The organism is Streptomyces cinnabarinus, from assembly GCF_027270315.1.
Classification (GTDB): domain Bacteria; phylum Actinomycetota; class Actinomycetes; order Streptomycetales; family Streptomycetaceae; genus Streptomyces; species Streptomyces cinnabarinus.
On record NZ_CP114413.1, the window covers coordinates 4,922,672 to 4,946,831 of the forward strand.

Below are 24,160 nucleotides of genomic sequence, written 5' to 3' on the forward strand. Positions count from 1 at the left end.
GGGATCTTGCTCCCCCTTGGTACCAGGGGACCGTGCTCCCCATTTTGCCGGACCGTCCAAACAGTGTGATCTGTCACAAGGATGCCGCACACGTGTCCCGAGTTAAGCGGCAGGGGTCCAATTGGGGGCTGATCTTCAGGGCTCGGGGCGGATGTCAGTGCCTGGCTTTAGGCTGGCCGGGTGTCCAAATCGCCGGTGAGAGCACAGGCCAAGGGGGCTGGGCGGGTGGTTGTACGTCGTGATTCCGCTGTGGGCGAACAGAACCCCGGTGGCGGAAAGAAACCGGCAAAAGCGGCGAAGCGTGCCGTCAAGCCGCCGAAGCCCGAGTCCCGTACGGCCCTGGTCCGCCGGGCCCGCCGGATCAACCGCGAGCTCGCCGAGGTCTTCCCGTACGCCCACCCCGAACTGGACTTCGACAACCCCTTCCAGCTCCTGGTCGCCACGGTCCTGTCCGCCCAGACCACCGACCTCCGCGTCAACCAGACGACCCCCGCGCTCTTCGCGAAGTACCCCACCCCCGAGGACCTGGCCGCCGCCAACCCGGAGGAGGTCGAGGAGATCCTGCGCCCGTGCGGGTTCTTCCGGGCCAAGACCAGGTCGGTCATAGGCCTGTCCAAGGCCCTGAGCGAGGACTTCGGCGGCGAGGTGCCAGGACGCCTCGAAGACCTCGTGAAACTGCCCGGCGTCGGCCGCAAGACCGCCTTCGTCGTGCTCGGCAACGCCTTCGGGCGGCCCGGCATCACCGTGGACACGCACTTCCAGCGGCTGGTGCGGCGCTGGCGGTGGACCGAGCAGACCGACCCCGACAAGATCGAGGCCGAGATCGGGGCACTGTTCCCCAAGAGCGACTGGACCGACCTCTCGCATCACGTGATCTGGCACGGCCGCCGCATCTGCCACGCCCGCAAACCGGCCTGCGGCGCCTGCCCCATCGCCCCGCTCTGCCCGGCGTACGGCGAGGGCGAGACGGACCCCGAGAAGGCGAAGAAGCTCCTCAAGTACGAGAAGGGCGGCTTCCCCGGGCAGCGCCTGAACCCCCCGCAGGCCTACTTGGACGCGGGCGGGAAGGCGGCACCGCCGCTGGGAGCCGCCGGATGACCAACGCAAGCGACATGGTGGCGCTGAGCAAGGACGGGCTGCCCTCCTGGCTGACCCCCGTCGTCCACGCCGTGGAAACCGTCGAGCCCATACAGCTGAGCCGCTTCCTGCCCCCGAAGAACGGCGCCGGCCGGCAATCCGCCGTACTCGTCCTGTTCGGCGACGGAGAACGCGGTCCTGAGCTGCTCCTGATGGAGCGTGCCAGCTCCCTGCGCTCGCACGCGGGCCAGCCCTCCTTCCCCGGCGGCGCCCTCGACCCCGAGGACGGCGACCCGAAGGCCGACGGACCGCTGCGGGCCGCTCTCCGCGAGGCCGAGGAGGAGACCGGCCTCGACCCGACGGGCGTGCAGCTCTTCGGGGTCCTGCCCCGGCTGTACATCCCGGTCAGCGAGTTCGTGGTCACCCCCGTCCTCGGCTGGTGGCGCGAGCCGAGCCCGGTCGGCGTCGTCGACCCGAACGAGACGGCCCGGGTCTTCACCGTGCCCGTGGCGGATCTCACGGACCCCGCTCACCGCGCCACCGCCGTCCACCCCAGCGGCCACCGAGGTCCGGCATTCCTGGTCGAATCGGCTCTGGTCTGGGGTTTCACCGCGGGGATCATCGACCGGTTGCTGCACTTCGCGGGCTGGGAGCGGCCCTGGGACCGGGAGAAGCAGGTCCCGCTGGACTGGCGGTCATGACAGGCTGGTCGCCGTGCTGTGTGAATCGGGGGGCCGTGAAGTGACGAGGCGAGGCTTGAAGCGGTGAACGTGCTGGACATCCTGCTGCTGGTCGCCGCGGTGTGGTTCGCGATCGTCGGCTACCGCCAGGGCTTCGTCGTCGGCATCCTGTCGGTGATCGGTTTCCTCGGCGGCGGACTCGTCGCCGTCTATCTGCTCCCGGTGATCTGGGACGCCCTGACGGACAACTCCGAGGTGGGCACGACCGCCGCCGTCGTCGCCGTGGTCGTCGTCATCGTCTGCGCCTCCGTCGGCCAGGCCCTCACCACCCACCTCGGCAACAAGCTGCGCCGCTACATCACCTGGTCCCCGGCCCGCGCCCTGGACGCCACCGGCGGCGCCCTGGTCAACGTCGTGGCGATGCTGCTGGTCGCCTGGCTGATCGGTTCGGCGCTGGCCGGCACCACCCTGCCGACGCTCGGCAAGGAGGTCCGTAACTCCAAGGTGCTGCTCGGGGTGTCCCGGGCGCTGCCGGCGCAGGCCGACACCTGGTTCGCCGACTTCTCCTCGGTCCTCGCGCAGAACGGCTTCCCGCAGGTCTTCAGCCCGTTCTCCAACGAGCCCATCACCGACGTACGGCCGCCCGACCCGGCGCTCGCCAACAGCGGCGTGGCCACCCGCGCGAAGCGATCCATCGTCAAGGTCGTGGGTACCGCGGACAGTTGCGGCAAGGTCCTGGAGGGCACCGGCTTCGTCTTCGCCGACCGCCGCGTGATGACCAACGCCCATGTGGTGGGCGGCGTCGACGAACCCACCGTCCAGATAGGCGGAGAGGGCCGCAAGTACGACGCGCAGGTCGTGCTGTACGACTGGAAGCGCGACATCGCCGTGCTCGACGTACCGGATCTGGACGCGCCCGCGCTGGAGTTCACCTCCACCGACGCCCGCAGCGGCGACGGCGCGATCATCGCCGGCTTCCCGGAGAACGGCGCCTACGACGTCCGCGCCGCCCGCGTCCGCGGCCGGATCCCGGCCAACGGTCCGGACATCTACCACCGCGGCACCGTGCACCGCGACGTCTACTCGCTGTACGCGACCGTCCGCCAGGGCAACTCCGGCGGCCCGCTGCTCACGCCCGAGGGCAAGGTGTACGGCGTGGTCTTCGCGAAGTCGCTCGACGACGCCGACACCGGCTATGCGCTCACCGCGGACGAGATCCAGGACGACATCGCCGCCGGACGCACCGCGAACGAGCAGGTGGACAGCGACAGCTGCGCGCTGTGAGCCCCTGGTGAAAGAAGCCCCGGGGCGGTCAGCCGCGGGGGTGGCGCAGGCGTACCGAGACCCAGCGGGCCCGGCGGCGCAGGATGCGCGGAATCCCCACCCGGGGGTCGGCGCCCGCGAGTTGCGGGGCACTGCCGCCCTGGTGAGAGCTCAGGGCGCTGCCCGAGCGGCGGTTGCGTGCTACGTCGTTGTAGTCGTGCGTCCAGCCCATACCCCGACGTCTGCCCCTGCCCCAAGGTCGATAACCGCCCCCAGGGCCCCCAATTGGCCTATGCGCCGGGCAATTGGCTGTTCGTAGTACAGATGTTCAGACCTGGAACACCGGGAGCGCCGGAGCGGTCACCGACCGGGTTCGGGTTCCGCGCTCACCTGTCCGGTTCGGGATCCTTCAGCCAATTGACCAGTTCCGCGGTGAAAGCCACGGGATCCTCCTCATGCGGGAAGTGTCCCAGGCCGTCGAACAGGCGCCAGCGGTACGGGGCTTCGACGTACTCGCCGGAACCGGCCGCGCTGCGGGTGCGCAGCACCGGGTCCAGGGAGCCGTGCAGATGCAGCGTCGGCACCCGGACCGGGCGCTTCATCCGGCGGTTGAACTGGATGCCGTCGGGACGCGCCAGCGAGCGGACCATCCAGCGGTACGGCTCGATCGAGCAGTGCGCGGTGGAGGGGATGCACATCGCACGCCGGTACATGTCGACCGCGTCGTCCTCCGGGAGCCGCGGTCCGGACCAGTCCCGGACCAGCCGGCCCACCAGCGCCCCGTCGTCGGCGGTCAGCTGCCGCTCCGGGATCCAGGGCCGCTGGAACCCCCAGATGTAGGAGCCCGCGGTCGTCTGCTTGACGTCCGAGAGCATCGCCGAGCGCCAGCGCCGCGGATGCGGCATCGAGGCGACCGCGAGCCGCCGTACCAGCTTCGGGCGCATCACCGCCGCCGTCCACGCCAGATAGCCGCCCAGGTCGTGGCCGACGAGGGCGGCGTCCGGCTCGCCGAGGGAGCGGATCACTCCGGTGATGTCGAGCGCCAGGTTGGCGGGGTCGTACCCGCGCGGGGTGCGGTCGCTGCCGCCGACACCGCGCAGGTCCATGGCGACGGCCCGGAACCCGGCGTCGGCGAGCGCCGGGAGCTGGTGCCGCCACGTCCACCAGAACTGCGGGAAGCCGTGCAGGAGCAGGACCAGCGGCCCGTCGCCCATCTCGGCGATGTGGAAGCGCGCACCATTGGCCGCCACGTCCCGATGGGTCCAGGGACCATCGAGTCGTGCGACCGAGGCAGGCTGCGCCGGAGGGGTGAGGGCCGGGTCCGTCATGACGACGAGCGTGCCACAGGCTCGAGGGCGGCGGGCGACCGGTCCTCCAGGGCCGGGACCGGACGCGGGTGCGGCTTGGCGTTCTGCAGGACGCCCGCGGTCTCCTTCACCGAGGCGGCGACCTTCTGCGGTCCCTTGCCCTTCTTGGCCTTCTTCGCGAAGACGACGCCGATGAGCGCGAGGGCCACGGCGATGAGCACGTTCGCGGCGAAGGAGAGCAGGAAGCAGAGGGCGAGGTTCCAGTCGCTCCAGGTCCGGATGCCGTAGGCCAGGGCGAAGTTGAGCATCGGCAGGGAGAACACCAGCACCGCGCCGGCCACCATGAACGCGCCGCCGCTGGTCGCGCCGCGCTTCACGTCCCGCTTGAGCTGCGCCTTGGCCAGCGCGATCTCGTCGTGCACCAATGCCGACATCTCGGTCGTCGCCGAGGCGAACAGCTGGCCGATGCTGCGTTCGGCGCCGACCGGGCTGCCGTCGGGTGCGCTCATCGCGTTCTCCCTCTTGTGACTTCTGACCGTCTGGGTGAGGTCTCGTCTTTTGTACCGTCCCGTCAGATCATGCCCGACGGTCGTTCTCCTCGCCTGCCCCGCCCGTCACTTCGGCAAGCCGCGCAAGTTCCGCCGCCTTCTCCTCGGCCATCCGGCGGTGCTCGGCGGCCTTGCGCTCATGGATGGCGGCCATCCGCAGGTGGTACTCCGGATCGTCCTGCTCGTAGATGTCGGGGACACCGGAGTGGTCCTCGTCGCGCTCCTCGGCCTCGGTCATCCGGCGGTAGCGGCTGTTCCGTACCTTCAGCAGCACGGTCGCCAGGGTCGCCGCGATGAGGGAGCCCAGCAGAACGGCCGCCTTCACCTCGTCCGTCAGAGTGGAGTCGCCCTCGAAGGCGAGCTCACCGATGAGCAGCGAGACGGTGAAGCCGATGCCGGCCAGGGTCGCCACCGCGAAGACATCCGCCCAGGCCAGCTCCTCGCTGAGGGAGGCCCGGGTGAAGCGGGCGGTCAGCCAGGTACCGCCGAAGATGCCGACCGCCTTGCCGACGACGAGTCCGAGGACGACGCCCAGGGTCTCCGGCCGGGTGAACACCTCGGCCAGCGCCCCGCCGGAGACGGTGACACCGGCGCTGAACAGGGCGAACAGCGGCACCGCCAGGCCCGCCGAGAGCGGCCGGACCAGGTGCTCGACGCGCTCGCCCAGGGAGTGCTCCTCGCCCTCGCGCGGGGTGCAGCGCAGCATCAGTCCCATCGCGACACCGGCGATGGTGGCGTGGATGCCGCTGTTGTACATCAGTGCCCAGATCACCAGCGCCAGCGGGACGTAGACGTACCAGCCGCGCACCCGCTTGTGCAGCAGCAGCCAGAAGACGGCAAGGCCGGCGAAGGCGCCGCCGAGGGCCGCGAAGTTCAGGGTGTCGGTGAAGAAGATCGCGATGATCAGGATCGCGAAGAGGTCGTCGACGACGGCGAGGGTGAGCAGGAAGGCGCGCAGAGCGCTCGGAAGGGAGGTGCCGATGACGGCGAGCACGGCGAGCGCGAAGGCGATGTCGGTGGCGGTGGGCACGGCCCAGCCGTCCAGTGAGCCGCCGCCCACGACGTTGGTGAGGACGTAGACGAGCGCCGGTACGGCCATTCCGCACAGCGCGGCGACCACCGGCAGCACGGCGGCCTTGGGATCCCTGAGATCACCGGCGACCAGCTCGCGCTTGAGCTCGATCCCGGCGACGAAGAAGAAGATCGCGAGCAGTCCGTCGGCGGCCCAGTGCGCGACCGAGAGGTCGAGGCCGAGCGCTGCGGGCCCGAAGTGGTGGTCGCTGACGCTGTCGTAGCTGTCGCTCAGCGCCGGGACGTTCGCCCAGACCAGCGCGGCGACGGCGGCCACGAGCAGCAGCACCCCGCCGACGGTCTCGGTGCGCAGGGCGTCCGCGACGAAGGTCCGCTCGGGCAGGGACAGCCGTCCGAGAACCTTGCGGCTGGTGCGGGGCGCGGACACGGGGACCTCCGGAAAGTGGGCAGCACAAACACTTGCCGACCAGACTTCCCGGCGCACCTTGAGCAGTTCTTTACGCCCTTTTAGCGTACCCAACCAGGGGCGGACCGGCGCACGACGGACCCCGTGACGCACGTCGGGGAGCGCCCGGCGCCGGACGCTCCCCGTGTGTCGGCGGCCCGCTCAGTCCTCGCTGGGCGCGGCCGGCAGCTTGGCCTGGATGAGGTCCATGACCGTGGAGTCGGTCAGCGTGGTGACATCGCCCAGCTCACGGTTCTCCGCGATGTCCCGCAGGAGTCGGCGCATGATCTTGCCGGAGCGGGTCTTCGGCAGCTCCGCCACCGGCAGGATCCGCTGGGGCTTGGCGATCGGGCCCAGCGTCGCGCCCACGTGGTTGCGCAGCTCCGCGACCAGGTCATCGGTCTCCGCCGCCGTGCCCCTGAGGATCACGAAGGCGACGATCGCCTGCCCGGTCGTCTCGTCCGCCGCGCCGACCACGGCCGCCTCGGCGACCGAGGGGTGCGACACGAGCGCCGACTCGACCTCGGTGGTGGAGATGTTGTGGCCGGACACGAGCATGACGTCGTCGACCCGGCCGAGCAGCCAGACATCGCCGTCGTCGTCCTTCTTCGCGCCGTCACCGGCGAAGTACTTGCCCTCGAAACGCGCCCAGTAGGTGTCGAGGAAGCGCTGGTCGTCGCCCCAGATGGTGCGCAGCATGGACGGCCAGGGCTCGGTCAGGACCAGGTAGCCGCCACCGCCGTTCGGCACCTCCTGGGCCTCGTCGTCGACGACGGTCGCGGCGATGCCGGGCAGCGGGGTCTGGGCGGAACCCGGCTTGGTCTCGGTGACACCGGGCAGCGGCGAGATCATCATCGCGCCGGTCTCGGTCTGCCACCAGGTGTCCACGATCGGGGTCCGGTCGCCGCCGATGTGCTTGCGGTACCAGATCCACGCCTCGGGGTTGATCGGCTCACCGACGGATCCGAGGACACGGAGGGAGGACAGGTCGAACTTCGCGGGGATGTCGTCGCCCCACTTCATGAACGTACGGATCGCCGTCGGCGCCGTGTACAGGATGGTCACCCCGTACTTCTGGATGATCTCCCAGAACCGGCCCTGGTGCGGGGTGTCCGGCGTGCCCTCGTACATCACCTGGGTGGCGCCGTTGGCGAGCGGGCCGTAGACGATGTAGGAGTGCCCGGTGACCCAGCCGACGTCGGCGGTGCACCAGTAGACGTCGGTCTCCGGCTTGAGGTCGAAGACGGCGTGGTGGGTGTAGGACGTCTGGGTGAGGTAGCCGCCGGAGGTGTGCAGGATGCCCTTCGGCTTACCGGTGGTGCCCGAGGTGTAGAGGATGAACAGCGGGTGCTCCGCCTCGAACGCCTCCGGCGTGTGCTCCGCGCTCTGCCGCCCGACGAGGTCGTGCCACCACACGTCCCGGCTGTCGTCCCAGGCGACCTCCTGGCCGGTGCGCTGGACCACGAGGACATGTTCGACGTTGTCGACCTTGGAGACGGCCTCGTCGACGGCCGGCTTCAGCGCGGACGGCTTGCCGCGCCGGTAACCGCCATCGGAGGTGATGACGACCTTGGCGTCGGCGTCCTGGATACGGGTCGCGAGCGCGTCCGCGGAGAAGCCGCCGAAGACCACGGAGTGCGCGGCGCCGATCCGGGCGCAGGCGAGCATCGCCACGGCCGTCTCGGGGATCATCGGCATGTAGACGGCGACCCGGTCGCCCTTGCGGACGCCCAGCTCCAGCAGCGCGTTCGCCGCCTTGGAGACCTCGTCCTTGAGCTCGGCGTAGGTGATGGCGCGGCTGTCGCCGGGCTCCCCCTCGAAGTGGATGGCGACCCGGTCCCCGAGCCCGGCCTCCACATGCCGGTCCACGCAGTTGTACGCGACATTGAGCGCGCCGTCCTTGAACCACTTCGCGAACGGCGGGTTCGACCAGTCCAGCGTCTCGGTCGGCTCCTTGGCCCAGGTCAGCCGACGGGCCTGCTCGGCCCAGAAGCCGAGCCTGTCAGCCTTGGCCTGTTCGTACGCCTCCGCGGTGACGTTGGCGTGCGCGGCCAGGTCGGCGGGCGGTGCGAACCTGCGCTCTTCCTTGAGCAGGTTGGCCAGGCTTTCGTTGCTCACGACATCTCCCTTTCCCAGGGTGTCCGTTGTGTCCCAGGCCACAGCTCATCAGACCCGGGGGCCCGATGACAAGGGCCGACGGGAAATTGGTTTAGACCTGTGTGCGGCCCGGTCCGCGGCCGTTGTCCGGTAGTCGGCGTCATCCGTATCCACGGACGCTGACCAGGGAGAGTTCAGACCCTGTAACGCCTTTCACATTCCGGGCAACGGCGCCACGACCGGCCTCAGACCGACAGGTCCGCCGCCCGTACATGATCGAACACCTGGTCCTCGTCCGCCCCGGTGAGCAGATACGCCTGCGCCTCGCCCACGTGGAAGTACATCCCGTGCAGCTCCAGCGCCCTGTCCCGCAGCGCCCGCGCCACCGACTCATGGGCCCGCAGATGCTCCAACTGCTGCACCACATTGGTCAGACAGAGCTGCTCCACCGCGTCGGCGGGCGCCCGCCCGGCCAGCCGCGGCCACGGCCTGCCGTCGTCGGCCATCCGCGCGAGGCTCGGCAGCCCGTGCCGCAGCCACCGCTTGAGCGGGGTCGGCGCACCGCCCGGCTCGGAGCTGAGCAGCGCCTGCATCGCCCCGCACCCCGAGTGCCCGCACACCGTGATGGAGCGCACCTTCAGCACGTCCACCGCGTACTCGATCGCGGCGCCCACCGAGTCGTCCCCGCTCTCCTCGCCCGGCTGGGGGCAGCACGTCCCCGAGTTGGCCGGGGGAGGGACGAGGTTGCCCACATTGCGCACCACGAACAGGTCACCGGGACCACTGGAGGTGATCATCGAGGTGACCAGCCGGGAGTCGGCACAGGTGAGGAACAGCTGGGAGGGCCGCTGCCCCTCGCGCGCCAGCCGGGCCAGCTCGCTGCGCACCAGCGGTGCGGTGTTGCGCTGGAACGCGCTGATGCCACGCGCCAGTTCATGCCCGCTCGGCCCATGGGCGGGCCGGTCCGCATCCGCCCCGGCTCCGGTGCCGAGGCCCGGGGCGTCCGGCCGAGCACCGGGCTCGGGTGCGGGCTGCGGGCGCTCGCACTGGTGGTTGCGCCAGGGCGTCCAGGGGCTGCAACGGCAGCCGGTGGGGGCGGCCGGGTCGGCGGACCGGGGTTCGGCCTGCCCGGTCACGGGGACTCCGGGCTCGGCGATCCGCAGCCCCGCCCGACGGCCGGTGAGCTCGACGGAACCCCCCCGCGCGGTGTGCGTGCTCTGCCAGTCCTGGAGCGTCTCGTACGCCGCGTGGTCCATGAAGGACCCGTCCAACTCCACGACGGTATGGGTCCCTTGGGGTACGAGATGCAGGGCACGGCTGAGCCGGGGCACCGCGAGGAAGGTCAACTGGCCTCGGACGCGTACGTGATGGACTCCTTCCTTCTCGTCGTGGGTGATCCGGGTGCGGGCCAGGCGGTGCAGGGCGACGGCGACGGCGACAGCGATCCCCAGCGTCACGCCCTCCAGGACGCCGAAGAAGACCACGCCGGCGGTGGTGACGGCGTAGACCAGCACTTCTCGGTGGCGGGTCACCGTGCGGATGTGGTGCAGGGACACCATCTGGATGCCGACGGCCATCACCAGGGCGGCGAGTGAGGCGAGCGGGATGAGCTCCAGGAGCGGGACCATCAGCAGCGCGGCGACTACTACGAGAACGCCGTGCAGCATCGTGGAGTTCCGGCTCACGGCACCCGCGTTCACATTCGCCGAACTCCGCACCGCGACCCCGGCCACGGGCAGTCCGCCCAGGCCGCCGGAGACGATGTTGGCGGCGCCCTGCCCGAGCAGTTCGCGGTCCAGGCCGGAGCGGCCGACATCGGCCGGCGGACCGGGGCGGGCGGCGACCAGCTTGTCCACGGCGACCGCGCCGAGCAGCGACTGCACACTGCACACCAGGGTGGTGGTCAGCACGGCCGCCACGATGCCGAGCACCGGGCCCTCGGGGAGCCCGGCCAGCGCGTGGCTGCTCCAGGACGGCAGGTCGACCTTGGGCAGCTTCAGCGCGGCGAGCGAGGCGGCCGCGGTGGCTCCGGTGACGGCGATCAGGGCGGCCGGGATCCTGCGCAGGAGCTGTCCGGCCCGGCCGGGGACGCGCGGCCAGAGCAGCAGCAAGGCGAGGGTGAGTGCGCTCACCGAGACGGCGGCCGGGTGCATCTCGGCCAACTGGGCGGGCAGGGCACGCAGATTGTCGGGGACGGAGCTCTGCGGGGTGCCGCCGAGGACGATGTGCAGCTGGGCGACGGCGATGGTGACGCCGATGCCCGCGAGCATGCCGTGCACGATGGCGGGGCTGACGGCGAGCGCGCTGCGCGCCACGCGCAGACACCCCAGGCCGAGTTGGACGACCCCGGCGAGGACGGTGATGGCGCAGGTCGTGCGCCATCCGTAGCGCTGGATGAGGTCGGCGGTGACCACCGTGAGCCCGGCGGCGGGGCCGCTGACCTGGAGCGGGGAGCCGCCGAGACGGCCGGCGACGAGCCCGCCGACGGCGGCGGCGACCAGCCCGGCCTGGAGGGGGGCGCCGGTGGCGAGCGCGATGCCGAGGGACAGCGGCAGGGCGATCAGGAAGACCGCGATGGACGCGGACACATCGGCACCGGCGAGCCGGAAGCGACGCGGACGGGTGGGTGGCGGACTGTGGGACTGGTGGGAGTGCTCGGGCCGGGTGGGATCGGTGGTGCGGGTGGGGACGCAGGCTGACATGGTTCCCGTCTCCTCCGGGGCAGCGCGGTCGCGGATCTGGCGGTCCCCGTCCGGATGGCGGGGGGTCGGGTCGGCGGCCGTGGGTCACGGCGTGCAGTGGCGGGATGAATCAACGCTCGGTAAACGGATCGTAATGCAGAGTAAAGGACGAGCATAGAGTTTCCGGGCAAATGGGCGAATAGCTCACCTGAATGAGTGAAGTGGTCAGGCGGTCGGCTTGTCGTATTAATTCCTTCTCGGTCCCGTGCGATCTTGACGGCGCTGTCGGCGCTTTTCCGGCAGATCGCCAGAAAACGCCTCTTTCGGCGTTGGCCCCGAGAGAAGGAAGTAGGTGGGCGGAATGGCCGCCACCCAGAGGATCGCCGCGGGCGCCGTGGTCGCCGCGGTCTGTGCCGCATCACTTGCCGGCTGCGCGACCGGCGGCGAGGGCGAGAAGGCCGGGGCCCCCGGTCCGCAGAAGGCGAAGCCGGCCCAGGCGCCGCCCAAGAGCCCGGTCCGGCTGATCGGCGACGGCTCGACCGCGTACACCGGGGCCCAGCCTCATCTGCCGCGGCCCGAGCGTCTGAAGCCGGGTCAGAAACCGCCGCAGTTCGTGGTGTTCTCCTGGGACGGCGCGGGCGAGGACGGACAGCGGCTGTTCTCCCACTTCCGCAAGGTCGCCAAGGCCAACAACGCGACGATGACGTACTTCCTGAGCGGTGTGTACATGCTCCCCGAGGTCAAGCGGGACCTGTACCGGCCGCCGCAGCACTCGCCGGGCCGCTCCGACATCGGCTTCAACGACGAGCAGGGCATCGCCGACACCGTCGAGCAACTGCGCGGCGCGTGGCTGGAGGGCAACGAGATCGGCACCCACTTCAACGGCCACTTCTGCGGCAAGGGCGGCGGTGTCGGCGAGTGGTCCGTGGCGGAGTGGAAGGAGGAGATCGCGCAGGCGAAGCAGTTCGTGAAGTCCTGGAAGACCAACACCGGGATGAGGAAGTCCTCGCCGCTGCCCTTCGACTACGACAAGGAGCTCATCGGCGCCCGCACCCCGTGTCTGGAGGGCCGCAAGAACTTCATGCAGGCCGCCCGCGAGCTGGGCTTCCGCTACGACACCAGCGGCGTCAACAACCAGGTCTGGCCCAAGAAGCAGGACGGCCTGTGGGACCTGTCGATGCAGCTGGTGCCGTTCCCCGGGCGCAAGTTCGAGCAGCTGACCATGGACTACAACTTCATGGTCAACCAGTCCGGCACCACCAGCCAGGGTGACCCGGACAAGTACGCGTTCTGGGGCGACCAGATGCGCGACGGCCTGCTCCAGGGCTTCCAGCGGGCCTACGACGGCAACCGTGCGCCCCTGATCATCGGCAACCACTTCGAGTCCTGGAACGGCGGCACCTATATGCGGGCCATCGAGGACGTCATCGAGAGCGTGTGCACCAGGGCCGAGGTGCGCTGTGTCTCCTTCCGGCAGCTCGCCGACTGGCTGGACACCCAGGACCCCGACACGCTGGCCAAACTGACCACACTGACGGTCGGCGAGGCCCCGAAGCAGGGCTGGGCGGACTTCCTGTCGGGCCGCCCGGCCCCGGCCCCCAAGGGAGTGCCCGGGGCGCCGGCGGCCCGGCAGTAGCGCCCGCTCGCACGGGCGGACGGAAGCGCGCTCACGCGGGAGCGGCAACGCTCTCGTCGAGCACGAACGAGGGGTCGACCTGCGCGGCCAGGTCGGCCCCCACCCGCTCGTTCCCCCACGACTGCGCGTTCTTCAGATGGAAGTGCACCATCTGGCGGGTGTAGCGCTCCCAGTCCCGGGCGTCGTACGTCGCGTCCACGGCGTCCCGCAACCGGTGCAGGGCGCGGCGGTTGGTGTCCTCCAGGAGCTCGAACCGGGGCGGGCGGCCCTTCTCCATGGCGCGCACCCAGTCCGAGTGCCCGACCGTGACGAGCAGGTCGTCCCCGGCCTCCGCGCGCAGGAAGTCGAGGTCCTCCGGACCGTGCACCTTGTTGCCGACGACCTTCAGCTCGACGCCGAAGTCGCGGGCGTACTCCTTGTACTGGCGATAGACGGAGACCCCCTTCCGGGTCGGTTCGGCGACGAGGAACGTCATGTCGAAGCGGGTGAACATGCCGGAGGCGAAGGAGTCCGAGCCCGCGGTCATGTCGACCACGACGTACTCGTCGGGCCCGTCCACCAGGTGGTTCAGGCACAGCTCCACCGCTCCCGTCTTGGAGTGGTAGCAGGCGACCCCCAGGTCGGCGTCGGTGAAGGGGCCGGTGACCATCAAACGGACGGCACCGCCGTCGAGTTCCACCGGCCGGGCGCAGGCGTCGTAGACCGGGTTGGGCTCGCGCACCCGCAGCAGCCGGGAGCCCTCGCCGGGCGGAGTGGTCTTGATCATCGTCTCGGTGGAGGCGATCCGCGGGTTCGAGCCGCGCAGGTACCTCTTGATCAGGGGGAGCCGGTCGCCCATCGCGGGCAGCGCGGCCGCCTCGGATTCGTCGAGGCCGAGCGCGGGCCCCAGGTGCTGGTTGATGTCGGCGTCGATCGCGACCACCGGCGCCCCGGTCGCCACGAGGTGGCGGATGAACAGGGAGGACAGGGTCGTCTTGCCGCTGCCGCCCTTCCCGACGAAAGCAATTTTCATGTTCACTAAGGGTAGTGGTGCACTGGCTGTAGGTGACAGTTGGACGTGAAGAAGGCCACTCGATCGTGGGGCGGGGCCGTGGGGTGCGTAATGTCGTACTCATGAGTACGACAGGCGCGACCGCCGATCCGCTCGCGGCCCTGGGCGCGCTGCCCGGTGTGGCCGATTCCGTGGAGTCCGTGCGCAAGGCCGTGGACCGGGTCTACGGGCACCGGATCATGCGCCGCCGCAGCAACACGATCACCTCCGAGGCGGCGCTGCGCGGCGCACGCGGCTCGGCGGCGCTGTCCGGCGCCGACTGGGCGCTGGAAGAGGTGCGCAGGCGCACCGACTTCAGCGGTGACGACGAGGCGCGCACCGTGGGTGCCGCCCTGCGGCTGACCGCCGAGGCGGGGCAACTGCTGTCCATCTGGCGGCAGTCGCCGCTGCGGGTGCTGGCCAGGCTGCATCTGGTGGCGGCGGCGACCAACGGTCCGGAGGTCGGGCGTCCGCGCCAGGCGGGCGAGGCGGTCGACGAGCCGATCGTCGAGCTGCCGCTGCCGAGCGCCGCCGAGGTCAACGGCCGACTTGAGGGCCTGTCCGAACTGATCATCGCGGGCGGCTCCGCGCCGGCACTGGTGACGGCGGCCGTGGTGCACGGCGAACTGCTGGCGCTGCGCCCCTTCACCTCGCGCAACGGCCTGGTCGCCCGCGCGGCCGAGCGCGTCGTGCTGGTGGGCAGCGGCCTCGACCCGAAGTCCGTGTGCCCGTCGGAGGTCGGCTACGCCGAACTCGGCCGCGCGCCCTATCTCGCGGCGCTGGACGGCTACGTCTCCGGCACGGCCGAGGGCATGGCGGCCTGGATCGCGCACTGCGGCAAGGCGGTCGAGCTGGGTGCGCGCGAGTCGACGGCGGTGTGCGAGGCGCTGCAACGCGGGGCGGCGTAGAGGGCCGTCAGGCCGGGGAAAAGGGTTGCGGCGGTACGAGGATTCGTACCGCCGCTGGCATGTTCACCGGGTTACCAAGCGTCCTCGATATGTTGCCCATCAGGCCGGGGACTTTGCCCGTCACCTGGTGCGGCTGGCCCGTAATCGACGGGTCGACGTCGCGTGGGTGCCCAGTGTTCATGCTCGGTCCGTGGGGCCAGTTGCGTTTTTAAGGTGATCCTCTCGGATGTCCTTGGTCTCGCGGGCCGTTGACTCCTTTCTACTCCAGCTCCGGAGCAAGCGGAAGCCCTGGCTGCGGTTCTTTACTTTTGATCCCAAAAGCGAGCCAAACGGGCACCGGGATGCCGAACGGCCCCAAGGTGTGGCGTCGGCGCAGGTCAGACGGTCGCGGTGCGGCGTCGGCTGGCGTACCAGACGAGGCCCGCGGTGGCCGCTGCGGCTCCTATGGCGGCTGCCGCGACCAGCGCCGGACGGGTGGGGACGGAGAGCGTGGGGAGCCGCTGCTTGAGCCGTACCGGACGGTGGAAGTCGAGAATCGGCCACCCGCGTGAGAGCGCTTCGCGGCGCAACGCGCGGTCCGGGTTCACGGCGTGCGGATGGCCCACGGACTGGAGCATCGGCAGATCGGTCGCCGAGTCGCTGTAGGCGTAGCAGCGCGCGAGGTCGTACCCCTCGGACGCGGCCAGCTCCTTGACGGCCTCGGCCTTCGTCGGGCCGTAGGCGTAGTACTCCACCTCTCCGGTGAAGCAGCCGTCGTCGCCCACGACCATCCGGGTGGCCACCACCCGGTCGGCGCCGAGCAGTTCACCGATCGGCTCGACGACCTCGGCGCCCGACGTGGACACGATGACCACGTCGCGGCCGGCGGTGTGGTGCTCCTCGATGAGGGAGGCGGCCTCGTCGTAGATGATCGGGTCGATGAGGTCGTGCAGGGTCTCGGCGACGATCTCCTTGACCTGCTGGACGTTCCAGCCGCGGACGAGCGCCGAGAGGTACTCCCTCGTGCGCTCCATCTGGTCATGGTCCATACCGCCGACGCGGAAGACGAACTGGGCGTATGCGGTCCGCAAGGCGGCCCTGCGGTTGATCAGTCCGCCTTGGTAGAAGGACTTGCTGAACGTGAGCGTGCTCGACTTCGCAATGACCGTCTTGTCCAGGTCAAAGAAGGCCGCTGTGCGGGGCAAGGAGTGGTTTTCCACGACCCCGAGCATAGGCGCAGCCCATTCGGCGTAAGGTGTGGCGCGTGGGTTTGCCTGAGAGGGCTCTCGGGTACACCATGGAAGTCACGGATCGTTCGCGACCGTGCTAACCCGGTCCGGCTCCTCCCCCCCCGAGTCGGCCGTGGGGACGACCCCCGCTCTCCCCCCCGGCGGGGGTCGTCGCATGTCCGGACGGCTTTTCTCTCCTTTCCAGCGGCCTTGAGGCCGGAGTGAGGCGGCTTCGGCCGCCTCCTCGACATGCTCATGATCCGTCACTGTGAGTAGTTGTCGCGCTGCTCTGCGGAAGTCGCACGAGAGTTGGTTCAACGCTCACCGGTATGGGTGACGGCGATATTCACAGCCGCTGAGTTGTCCACAGTTTTCGACCAAGATCCACACGATTTCCGGCAACGCCGCACCGTGATTCCAACGCGTCCCGCCGGAGCCGACTTCATGGCCGGTTCCGGTTAGTCCGGCGTGTTTGGCCGGTTCGTATCGGCCGCTCATATGGAGACCGGTTGCCCGGTTCTTCACACGTTTGGGAATCGCGGGGCCGCAGGGGCTGCGCGAGAGAAGCAGCAAGGGGGAGACCATGGCCGCAGCCGTCACTCAGGAACCGCCGCCCGCCGCCGCGGGCCGGCCGGGCGCACCGCTGATCGTCACTGAGGACGCCGGGCTGTTGGACGACCTGCTGCGCCTGTGCGCGGCGGCGGGTGCCACACCCGAGGTCCATCACGGGATCCCGGAGCCGCGCGGCAGTTGGGAGGCCGCGCCGCTCGTCCTGGTCGGCGACGACGCCGCCCAGCGGGTGCGCGGCGCCGCCCGCAGGCGCTCGGTGGTGCTGGTCGGCCGGGACCAGGACGACTCCGGGGTCTGGCGCCGGGCCGTCGAGATCGGCGCCGACCACGTCCTGATGCTCCCTGACGGGGAGCAGTGGCTGGTCGACCGCATCGCCGACGTGGCCGAGGGAGTCGGCAGGCCCGCCCTCACCGTCGGCGTCATCGGCGGGCGGGGCGGTGCGGGCGCCTCCACGCTCGCGTGCGCCCTCGCCGTCACCTCCGCGCGGGAGGGACTGCGCACCCTGCTCGTGGACGCCGATCCCCTGGGCGGCGGACTCGATGTACTCCTCGGGGGTGAAACGGCCGAAGGCCTGCGCTGGCCCGCCTTCGCCGCCTCACGCGGGCGGGTCGGCGGCGGCGCCCTGGAGGAGTCGCTGCCCCGGCTGCACGACCTGCGGGTGCTCAGCTGGGACCGCGGGGACTGTGTCGCCGTACCGCCGCAGGCCGTACGGGCGGTGCTGGCCGCCGCCCGCCGCCGGGGCGGCACGGTCGTCGTCGACCTGCCGCGCCGGATCGACGACGGCGTCGCCGAGGCGCTCGCCCAGCTCGACATCGGCCTTCTGGTGGTCCCCGCCGAACTGCGTGCCGTCGCGGCGGCCGGACGGGTGGCCTCCGCGGCCGGGATGGTGCTGGGCGATCTGCGGGTGGCGGTCCGCGGGCCGTACGCCCCCGGCCTCGACGACCGCGAGGTGGCCCGGCTCCTCGGCCTGCCCCTGGCGGGAGAGGTGCCGACGGAGGCGGGACTGCGCCGTCGGCACGAGAGCAAGGCGCCGCCTGCCGCGGCGGGACGCGGTCCGCTGGCGCGCTTCTGCCGGGGCTTCTGGGAGCGGGCGTTGGTGGAGGCGGCATGAGTACGTTCCTGGGATTGGAGGCCGTCGACGCCGCTCGCTCCGCGGCCGGGGCGGACATGACGCCCGCGCTGCTCGACGGGGTGCGGCGCAGACTCGCGGAGAGTGGGGCCGAGCCGACACCCGCGCGGGTGGCGCAGGCGCTGCGGGAACAGGGGCGGGTGCTCGGGGACGCCGAAGTCCTGGGCGCGGCCGAGCAGTTGCGGTCCGAGCTGGTCGGCAGCGGGCCGCTGGAACCCCTGCTCGCCGATCCGTCGGTGACGGATGTGCTGGTCTCGGCGCCGGACCGGGTCTGGGTGGACCGCGGCGGCGGACTTGAGCTGACCGGCGTCCGCTTCCCCGACGCGGCGGCCGTACGACGCCTCGCGCAGCGGCTGGCCGCGGTGGCCGGACGGCGCCTGGACGACGCGCGGCCCTGGGCCGACGCCCGCCTGCCCGACGGGACCCGGCTGCACGCGGTCCTGCCCCCGGTGGCCGTCGGCTGCACCTGCCTGTCCCTTCGGGTCGTACGGCCGCGGGCGTTCACGCTCGACGAACTGGTCGCCGCGGGCACGGTGCCGCCGGGCGGGGACCGGGTGCTGCGGGCGCTGATGGAGGCGCGGCTGTCCTTCCTCATCAGCGGTGGGACGGGCAGCGGCAAGACCACGCTGCTGAGCGCGTTGCTCGGGCTGGTCGGGCCGGGCGAACGGATCGTGCTCGCCGAGGACTCCGCCGAGCTGCGGCCCGACCATCCACACGTCGTACGGCTGGAGACCAGACCCGCCAACCAGGAGGGCGCGGGGCTCGTCACGCTCCAGGACCTGGTGCGGCAGGCACTGCGGATGCGGCCGGACCGGCTGGTGGTGGGTGAGGTGCGGGGGCCGGAGGTGGTTCATCTGCTGGCCGCTCTCAACACGGGACATGAGGGCGGCTCAGGAACTGTCCATGCCAATGCGGCCGCCGATGTCCCGGCCCGCCTGGAGGCGCTCGGCACGGCGGCCGGGCTCGACCGGGCGGCACTGCACAGCCAGGTGGCGGCAGCGCTGTCGGTGGTCCTGCATCTCGTGCGGGGCCGCGACGGGCGGCGGCGGATCGCCGAGGTGCAGGTGCTGGAGCGGGATCCGTCGGGGCTGGTGCGGACGGTGCCCGCGCTGCGGTGGGGGACGGGGGCGTTCGTGGCGGAGCGGGGGTGGGCGCGGTTGCGGGGGCTCTTGCGGTGCGAGGGCGATGGGCCGGTGGTGCCGGAAGGCCGGATGAGGAGTGGGGACTGCGATGGGTGAGACGGGGATGGGCGGGGCTTCGGCGGGGGCGGTTCTCTGTGCCGGGGCGGCTGTTCTGTGGCTGATGAACGGGCGGAATGCCGGGGCTCGGCGGGCGCGGTTGCTGCTCGCCGGGGGCGGGGTGACGGGGGCCGGGCCGCCCGGCTGGCGCGAGACCGCGGCCGGTGAGGCGCGGCGGATCCGGGGGCGGTTGCGGGCCGAGTGGTGGGCGGTGGCCGTCGGGGCAGCGCTGGCGGTACTCGGGGCCTCTGTGCTGCCGCTCGTCGCCGGGGCGGCCGGGGTGCCGTTGCTGCGGCGGGGTCGGGTGGCCGGTCAGGCGCGGCGGGCTCGGGAGCGGCGGGGCGACGCGGTGATCGCGCTGTGCGCGGCGCTCGCCGGGGAGGTACGCGCGGGACGGCAGCCGGGCGAGGCGTTGCTGCGGGCCGCGCGGGACTCCGGCGGACTCGGCGAGGCGCAGGCGACGGTGCTGGCCGCCGCGCGGTTCGGCGGCGAGGTCCCCGGCGCCCTCGCGGCGGCGGCGCGACAACCGGGTGCCGAAGGGCTGCTGGGGCTCGCGGCGTGCTGGCGGGTGGCCGTGGACCAGGGCGCAGGGCTCGCGGCCGGACTGGACCGGCTCGAAGCGGCACTGCGGGCCGAGCGGGACCAACGGCAGGACCTGCGGGCGCAGTTGGCGGGTGCCCGGTCCACGGCGCTGATGCTCGCCGGGCTGCCGGTGCTGGGACTTCTCCTGGGCGCGGTCATGGGCGCCGATCCCCTGCGGGTGCTGCTGCACAGCGGTGCCGGGTTCGGGTGCCTGCTCGCGGGAGGGGTGCTGGAGGGGCTGGGCGTGTGGTGGGCGCTGCGGATCGTGCGCGGGGCGGAGGCGGTGTGAGCGGGGCGAGTCGGGAGGAGGAGGCGCTGTGAGTGCGGAAGTTGTCCACAGGCTGGGGGTTGTTGTGGGGATCGCGCTGGGGCTGGGGTGGCTGGTGCGCTGGGTGGGGGTCGTGCGGTGCGAGCGACGGGCACGGCGGCGGCTCGCCGAGCTGCTGGCCGCCGTGGAGGCACCGGCCGCGCGGAGGTGCGACGTGACGGACCTGGTGCGGCGGTGGGCGCCTGTCGTGGCGGTGGGGTGTGCCGGGTGGGTGCTGGTCGGTGGGGTCGCCGGGGTGGTGGCCGGTCTTGCCGGGGCCGTCGCGCTGCACCGGTGGCGTGGGCGGCGGGTGGCCGCCGTGGGCGCGGAGTACGACGCCGCCGAGGCGGCCCGGCAACTTCCGCTCGCCGCCGATCTGCTGGCGGCCTGTATCGCTGCCGGTGCCGGGCCCGTGATCGCGGCGCAGGCCGTGGGTGAGGCATTGGGCGGGCCGGTGGGGGAGGGGCTGGCGCGGGGCGCGGCCGAGGTGCGGCTGGGCGGTGAACCGGGAGACGCCTGGCGGAAGTTGGCGGCGCTGCCCGGCGCCGGGGAGCTGGCGCGGTTGCTGGAGCGGGCCGATGTGTCCGGGCTTCCGGCGGCCGGACCGGTGGCACGGCTCGCGGCGGACGCGCGCGCCGCCTGGGCACGGGCCGCGACGGCCCGGGCGCGCCGGGCGGCGGTACTGGTCACTGCGCCGGTGGGGCTGTGCTTCCTGCCCGCGTTCATCGCGGTGGGCGTGTTGCCGGTGGTGATCGGGCTGGCGGACGGGGTGCTGGGAGGGGGTGGTGGGTGAGAGGGGTGTGGCGATTCGTAGCTGTTCGTAGGCATTCGTAGTCAACGGAACTGATCCTCACGGGGGTTGCCATGAGCAAGGCAGTACGGAGCAAGGCGGTACGGAAGGCAGTGGCGGCAGTACGGGCGCGGATGCGGGCCCTTGTCGCGCGGCGGGACTCGGGGATGGTCACCTCCGAGTACGCGATGGGGATCATCGCGGCGGTGGCGTTCGCCGTGGTGCTCTACAAGGTGGTGACCAGTGGGCAGGTCAGCGCGGAGCTGCAGGCCATCGTGAAGCGGGCGCTCGATGCGCGGATGTGAGCGGTGCCGATATGTAGGGCGCGGGGCCGACCGGGGGTTCGTGACGGCGGAGTCGGCCGTGGTGCTGCCCGTGCTGGTCATGTTCGCGATGGCGCTGGTGTGGGGGCTGCTGGTGGTCGCCGCCCAGATCCAGTGCGTGGACGCGGCTCGCACGGGCGCCCGCGCCGCGGCCCGCCAGGACCCGGCCGGCCAGGTCGTCGCGGTCACCCGGGAGGCCGCCCCGTCCGGCGCGAAGGTCACCGTCAGCCGGGCGGGGGACCAGGTCAGAGTCCTCGTGGTGGCCAAACCGCCGGCGCTGCGGGGGCTGCCGTTCGAGGTGCGGGAGGAGGCCGTGGCGGCGGCGGAGCAGGACACGGCGCCTTCGCAGGCGACGCCGGAGGCAACTCCATGAGCGCTTGGAGCTTCGCCGACTGCCGCCTTGCCGACCGCAGATCCTCCGACCGGGGCTCCGCCACCGTATGGACCGTCTCGGCCGTCGCCGTCCTTTGTGTCGTGTTCGGGGTCGTGCTCGCCTTGGGGCAGGCCGTGGTCGCCCGGCATCGCGCGGCGGGCGGTGCCGATCTTGCGGCACTCGCGGCGGCGGACCACTGGGCGCAGGGCGGGGAGGCGGCCTGCGCTAGGGCGGACCGGGTGGCCCGCGCCCAGGGCACCCGGCTTGTGCGGTGCGCCCTCGTGGGGGAGGTGTCGGACGTGACCGCGGCGGCGGGACAGGGGCCGTTCGCGGCGGAGGTCAGGGCGCGGGCGGGGCCGCCCCAGGCCGGCCTTCCGGCGCCCCGGAATTCCCCTCCGGAACCCGCGGCCGACCTTCCGGCTCCCGCGGACTCCCTTCCGGCACCCCAGGCTCCCCCTCCGCCCCCTTCTCCGGCGCCCCCCGCAACAGCTCCGTGAGCAGCCGTACCGCCCCCCTCTTGTGCAGCGGGTCGTTGCCGTTGCCGCACTTGGGGGACTGGATGCAGGACGGGCAGCCGGCGTCGCACTCGCAGGAGGCGATGGCCTGACGGGTGGCGGTGAGCCAGGCGCGGGCGGTGTGGAAGGCGCGCTCCGCGAAGCCCGCGCCGCCGGGATGGCCGTCGTAGACGAAGACCGTCGGGAGGAGGGTGTCGGGGTGGAGCGGGACCGAGACGCCGCCGATGTCCCAGCGGTCGCAGGTGGCGAAGAGGGGCAGCAGGCCGATCGAGGCGTGCTCGGCGGCGTGCAGGGCGCCGCCGAGGATCTCCGGGGTGATCCGGGCCGCGTCCAGCTGGTCCTCGGTGACCGTCCACCACACCGCGCGGGTGCGCAGCGTACGAGGAGGGAGGTCGAGTTTCGTCTCGCCCAGTACTTCGCCGGTGATCAGCCGGCGGCGCAGGAAGGAGACCACTTGGTTGGTGACCTCGACGGAGCCGTAGCACAGGCGTCCGTCGCCCCACGGAATCTCGACGTCCGTCTCCAGGACGGAGATCGAGGTGGTGTCCCGGGCCACCGTCGAATACGACGGCGAGGCCCCCTCGACCAGGGCCACCGAGTCCTCCAGGTCCAGGGAGCGCACCAGATAGGTGCGGCCCTGGTGGAGGTGGACCGCGCCTTCGTGCACGGTGGTGTGGGCGGCGCCCGCGTCGACCGTACCGAGCAGGCGGCCCGTGCCGGACTCCACGACCTGGACCGGACGTCCGCCCCCGCCGCGGATGTCGGTGAGGTCGGCGGCCCGTTCCCGGCGCGTCCAGTGCCAGGCCCTGGTCCGGCGGCGCAGCAGCTTCGCGGCCTCCAGCTGGGGGACGAGTTCCTCGCAGGCGGGGCCGAAGAGGGCCAGGTCCTCGTCGGTCAGGGGCAGTTCCTCCGCGGCGGCGCACAGGTGCGGGGCGAGGACATAAGGGTTGTCGGGGTCGAGGACCGTGGACTCCACGGGCTGGTCGAACAGGGCCTCGGGGTGGTGCACGAGGAAGGTGTCCAGGGGGTCGTCCCGGGCCACCAGGACGGCGAGCGCGCCCTGCCCGGAACGCCCGGCGCGGCCCGCCTGCTGCCACAGGGAGGCGCGCGTGCCCGGGTATCCGGCGATCACCACGGCGTCCAGCCCCGAGACGTCGATGCCGAGTTCGAGGGCGGTGGTGGCGGCGAGGCCGAGGAGTTCGCCGGAGTGCAGGGCCTGTTCGAGGGCGCGGCGCTCCTCGGGGAGGTAGCCGCCGCGATAGGCGGCCACCCGCCGGGCGAGCGAGCGGTCGACCTCGGCGAGCCGCTCCTGGGCGATCACCGAGATCAGCTCGGCGCCGCGCCGGGAGCGGATGAAGGCGACCGAGCGCACGCCCTGCACGGCGAGGTCGGTCAGCAGGTCGGCGGTCTCGGCGGTGGCGGTACGCCGGACGGGGGCGCCCTTCTCGCCCTGCATCTCGGTGAGCGGGGGCTCCCAGAGGGCGAACACCAGTTCACCCCGGGGTGAGGCGTCGTCGGCCACCTCGACGACCGGCAGGCCGGTCAGGCGCCGGGCGGCCGCCGAGGGCTCCGCCGCGGTCGCCGAGGCCAGCAGGAAGACCGGGGAGGCGCCGTAGCGGGCGCACAGACGGCGCAGTCGGCGCAGTACCTGGGCGACATGCGAGCCGAAGACGCCGCGATAGGTGTGGCACTCGTCGATGACGACGTACTTGAGCGACTTCAGGAAGGAGGACCAGCGGGGGTGGGAGGGCAGGATGCCGCGGTGCAGCATGTCCGGGTTGGTGAGGACGTAGTTGGCGTACTGGCGGATCCACTCGCGTTCCTCGAACGGCGTATCGCCGTCGTACACCGCCGGCCGGACAGAATGACCCAGCGGTTGTGAAAGTTCCTTCACCGATCGGCACTGATCTGCCGCGAGCGCCTTGGTGGGAGCCAGGTAGAGCGCGGTGGCGCCGCGGCCGTTCGGGGCCTCGGAGCCGTCCAGCAGGGCCGAGAGCACGGGCATCAGATAGGCCAGCGACTTGCCCGAGGCGGTGCCGGTGGCGACGACCACCGACTCGCCGTCCAGGGCGTGCTCGGCGGCGTGTGCCTGGTGGGCCCAGGGGTGCTCGACACCGGCCGCCTGGACGGCGGCGATGACCTCCGCCCGGATCCGGTCAGGCCAGACGGCATGACGGCCCTCACGCGGGGGCACATGCTCCGTATGAGTGATGCGCGAAGCCCGGTTCGGCCCCGAGGCGAGCCGGCCCAGCACCGTGCCCGGGTCCACCCGGGAAACGGGGCCCGTCAGGGATCGATCGGATCGGTGATTCTTGGCCATCGGCACCGAGTGTGTCACTGGCGTGACGGACAATGGGACCAAGGCGTCGTGCACGCCTGCCGGTAAGTGATTGAATGCCATCGCGGCTGGCGAACGTCCTG

The 24,160-nt window shown here is 71.8% G+C and carries 20 protein-coding genes and 1 pseudogene; 12 read left to right on the forward strand and 9 right to left on the reverse strand.

All coding sequences use genetic code 11. The features are described from left to right. The first annotated feature begins 249 nt into the window (after positions 1-249). The 3 genes from nth (at position 250) to STRCI_RS22255 (ending at position 3,041) form a co-directional block, all read left to right on the forward strand. Entirely contained in the window at positions 250-1,098 is an 849-nt protein-coding gene (gene nth, locus STRCI_RS22245) for an endonuclease III (protein ID WP_269660713.1), read from the forward strand. After that, positions 1,095-1,778 (forward strand): NUDIX hydrolase, encoded by a 684-nt coding sequence (locus STRCI_RS22250; protein WP_269660714.1) that lies wholly within the window; start codon positions 1,095-1,097, stop codon positions 1,776-1,778. Before nth ends, STRCI_RS22250 begins: the two co-directional genes overlap by 4 nt. A gap of 63 nt (positions 1,779-1,841) precedes the next feature. Further along, complete coding sequence (locus STRCI_RS22255) at positions 1,842-3,041, forward strand: MarP family serine protease (protein ID WP_269660715.1); 1,200 nt, start codon at positions 1,842-1,844, stop codon at positions 3,039-3,041. Positions 3,042-3,069: 28 nt separating this feature from the next. On the opposite strand, the gene STRCI_RS22260 is transcribed toward STRCI_RS22255, so the two are convergent. From STRCI_RS22260 to STRCI_RS22285, 6 genes are all read right to left on the reverse strand, one after another. Then, positions 3,070-3,252 carry a hypothetical protein gene (locus tag STRCI_RS22260; protein ID WP_269660716.1) on the reverse strand — a complete coding sequence of 61 codons (183 nt, stop codon included), beginning with the start codon at positions 3,250-3,252 and terminating at the stop codon, positions 3,070-3,072. Between the two features lie 154 nt (positions 3,253-3,406). Then, positions 3,407-4,348 (reverse strand): alpha/beta fold hydrolase, encoded by a 942-nt coding sequence (locus STRCI_RS22265; RefSeq protein WP_269660717.1) that lies wholly within the window; start codon positions 4,346-4,348, stop codon positions 3,407-3,409. Next, a complete protein-coding gene (locus STRCI_RS22270) occupies positions 4,345-4,836 on the reverse strand; it encodes a phage holin family protein (protein WP_269660718.1) in 492 nt (163 codons plus the stop codon). Before STRCI_RS22270 ends, STRCI_RS22265 begins: the two co-directional genes overlap by 4 nt. A gap of 67 nt (positions 4,837-4,903) precedes the next feature. Beyond that, complete coding sequence (gene nhaA / locus STRCI_RS22275) at positions 4,904-6,334, reverse strand: Na+/H+ antiporter NhaA (RefSeq protein ID WP_269660719.1); 1,431 nt, start codon at positions 6,332-6,334, stop codon at positions 4,904-4,906. Positions 6,335-6,514: 180 nt separating this feature from the next. Next, the gene (gene acs / locus STRCI_RS22280) at positions 6,515-8,470 is read right to left on the reverse strand and encodes an acetate--CoA ligase (protein WP_269660720.1); all 1,956 of its coding nucleotides are present in this window, start codon (positions 8,468-8,470) and stop codon (positions 6,515-6,517) included. Between the two features lie 224 nt (positions 8,471-8,694). Further along, entirely contained in the window at positions 8,695-11,151 is a 2,457-nt protein-coding gene (locus STRCI_RS22285; protein WP_269660721.1) for a bifunctional SulP family inorganic anion transporter/carbonic anhydrase, read from the reverse strand. Positions 11,152-11,491: 340 nt separating this feature from the next. Between STRCI_RS22285 and STRCI_RS22290 the strand changes: the two genes are divergently transcribed. Next, on the forward strand, positions 11,492-12,766 hold the full coding sequence (locus STRCI_RS22290) for a polysaccharide deacetylase family protein (RefSeq protein ID WP_269660722.1): 1,275 nt from the start codon (positions 11,492-11,494) through the stop codon (positions 12,764-12,766). 31 nt (positions 12,767-12,797) lie between these two features. Here STRCI_RS22290 and STRCI_RS22295 read toward each other — a convergent pair whose 3' ends face one another. Then, the gene (locus tag STRCI_RS22295; protein WP_269660723.1) at positions 12,798-13,778 is read right to left on the reverse strand and encodes an ATP-binding protein; all 981 of its coding nucleotides are present in this window, start codon (positions 13,776-13,778) and stop codon (positions 12,798-12,800) included. 101 nt (positions 13,779-13,879) lie between these two features. Here STRCI_RS22295 and STRCI_RS22300 point away from each other — a divergent pair, with 101 nt between their 5' ends. Further along, entirely contained in the window at positions 13,880-14,704 is an 825-nt protein-coding gene (locus STRCI_RS22300; RefSeq protein WP_269660724.1) for a Fic family protein, read from the forward strand. 377 nt (positions 14,705-15,081) lie between these two features. Here STRCI_RS22300 and STRCI_RS22305 read toward each other — a convergent pair whose 3' ends face one another. Next, the gene (locus STRCI_RS22305) at positions 15,082-15,915 is read right to left on the reverse strand and encodes an HAD family hydrolase (RefSeq protein WP_269660725.1); all 834 of its coding nucleotides are present in this window, start codon (positions 15,913-15,915) and stop codon (positions 15,082-15,084) included. Positions 15,916-16,495: 580 nt separating this feature from the next. Between STRCI_RS22305 and ssd the strand changes: the two genes are divergently transcribed. The 7 genes and pseudogenes from ssd to STRCI_RS22340 all read left to right on the forward strand — a co-directional run. Beyond that, the gene (gene ssd / locus STRCI_RS22310) at positions 16,496-17,593 is read left to right on the forward strand and encodes a septum site-determining protein Ssd (protein WP_269660726.1); all 1,098 of its coding nucleotides are present in this window, start codon (positions 16,496-16,498) and stop codon (positions 17,591-17,593) included. Between the two features lie 56 nt (positions 17,594-17,649). Further along, positions 17,650-18,849: a TadA family conjugal transfer-associated ATPase gene (locus STRCI_RS22315; RefSeq protein ID WP_269664616.1), complete on the forward strand. Its 1,200-nt coding sequence runs from the start codon at positions 17,650-17,652 to the stop codon at positions 18,847-18,849. Continuing rightward, positions 18,842-19,720 (forward strand): type II secretion system F family protein, encoded by an 879-nt coding sequence (locus STRCI_RS22320; protein WP_269660727.1) that lies wholly within the window; start codon positions 18,842-18,844, stop codon positions 19,718-19,720. Before STRCI_RS22315 ends, STRCI_RS22320 begins: the two co-directional genes overlap by 8 nt. 28 nt (positions 19,721-19,748) lie before the next feature. Then, positions 19,749-20,531: a type II secretion system F family protein gene (locus STRCI_RS22325; RefSeq protein ID WP_269660728.1), complete on the forward strand. Its 783-nt coding sequence runs from the start codon at positions 19,749-19,751 to the stop codon at positions 20,529-20,531. A gap of 71 nt (positions 20,532-20,602) precedes the next feature. Beyond that, a complete protein-coding gene (locus STRCI_RS22330) occupies positions 20,603-20,833 on the forward strand; it encodes a DUF4244 domain-containing protein (RefSeq protein WP_269660729.1) in 231 nt (76 codons plus the stop codon). Then, positions 20,820-21,224, forward strand: coding sequence for a TadE family type IV pilus minor pilin (locus STRCI_RS22335; protein ID WP_269660730.1), 405 nt, complete (start codon positions 20,820-20,822; stop codon positions 21,222-21,224). Before STRCI_RS22330 ends, STRCI_RS22335 begins: the two co-directional genes overlap by 14 nt. After that, positions 21,221-21,523, forward strand: a pseudogene (locus STRCI_RS22340) (Rv3654c family TadE-like protein); the annotation flags it as partial. The gene STRCI_RS22335 and the pseudogene STRCI_RS22340, both read left to right, overlap by 4 nt. Before the next feature lie 40 nt (positions 21,524-21,563). On the opposite strand, the gene STRCI_RS22345 reads toward STRCI_RS22340, so the two are convergent. Beyond that, positions 21,564-24,140, reverse strand: a complete 2,577-nt coding sequence (locus STRCI_RS22345; RefSeq protein ID WP_269660731.1) for a DEAD/DEAH box helicase — start codon at positions 24,138-24,140, stop codon at positions 21,564-21,566. Between the last annotated feature and the right edge of the window lie 20 nt (positions 24,141-24,160).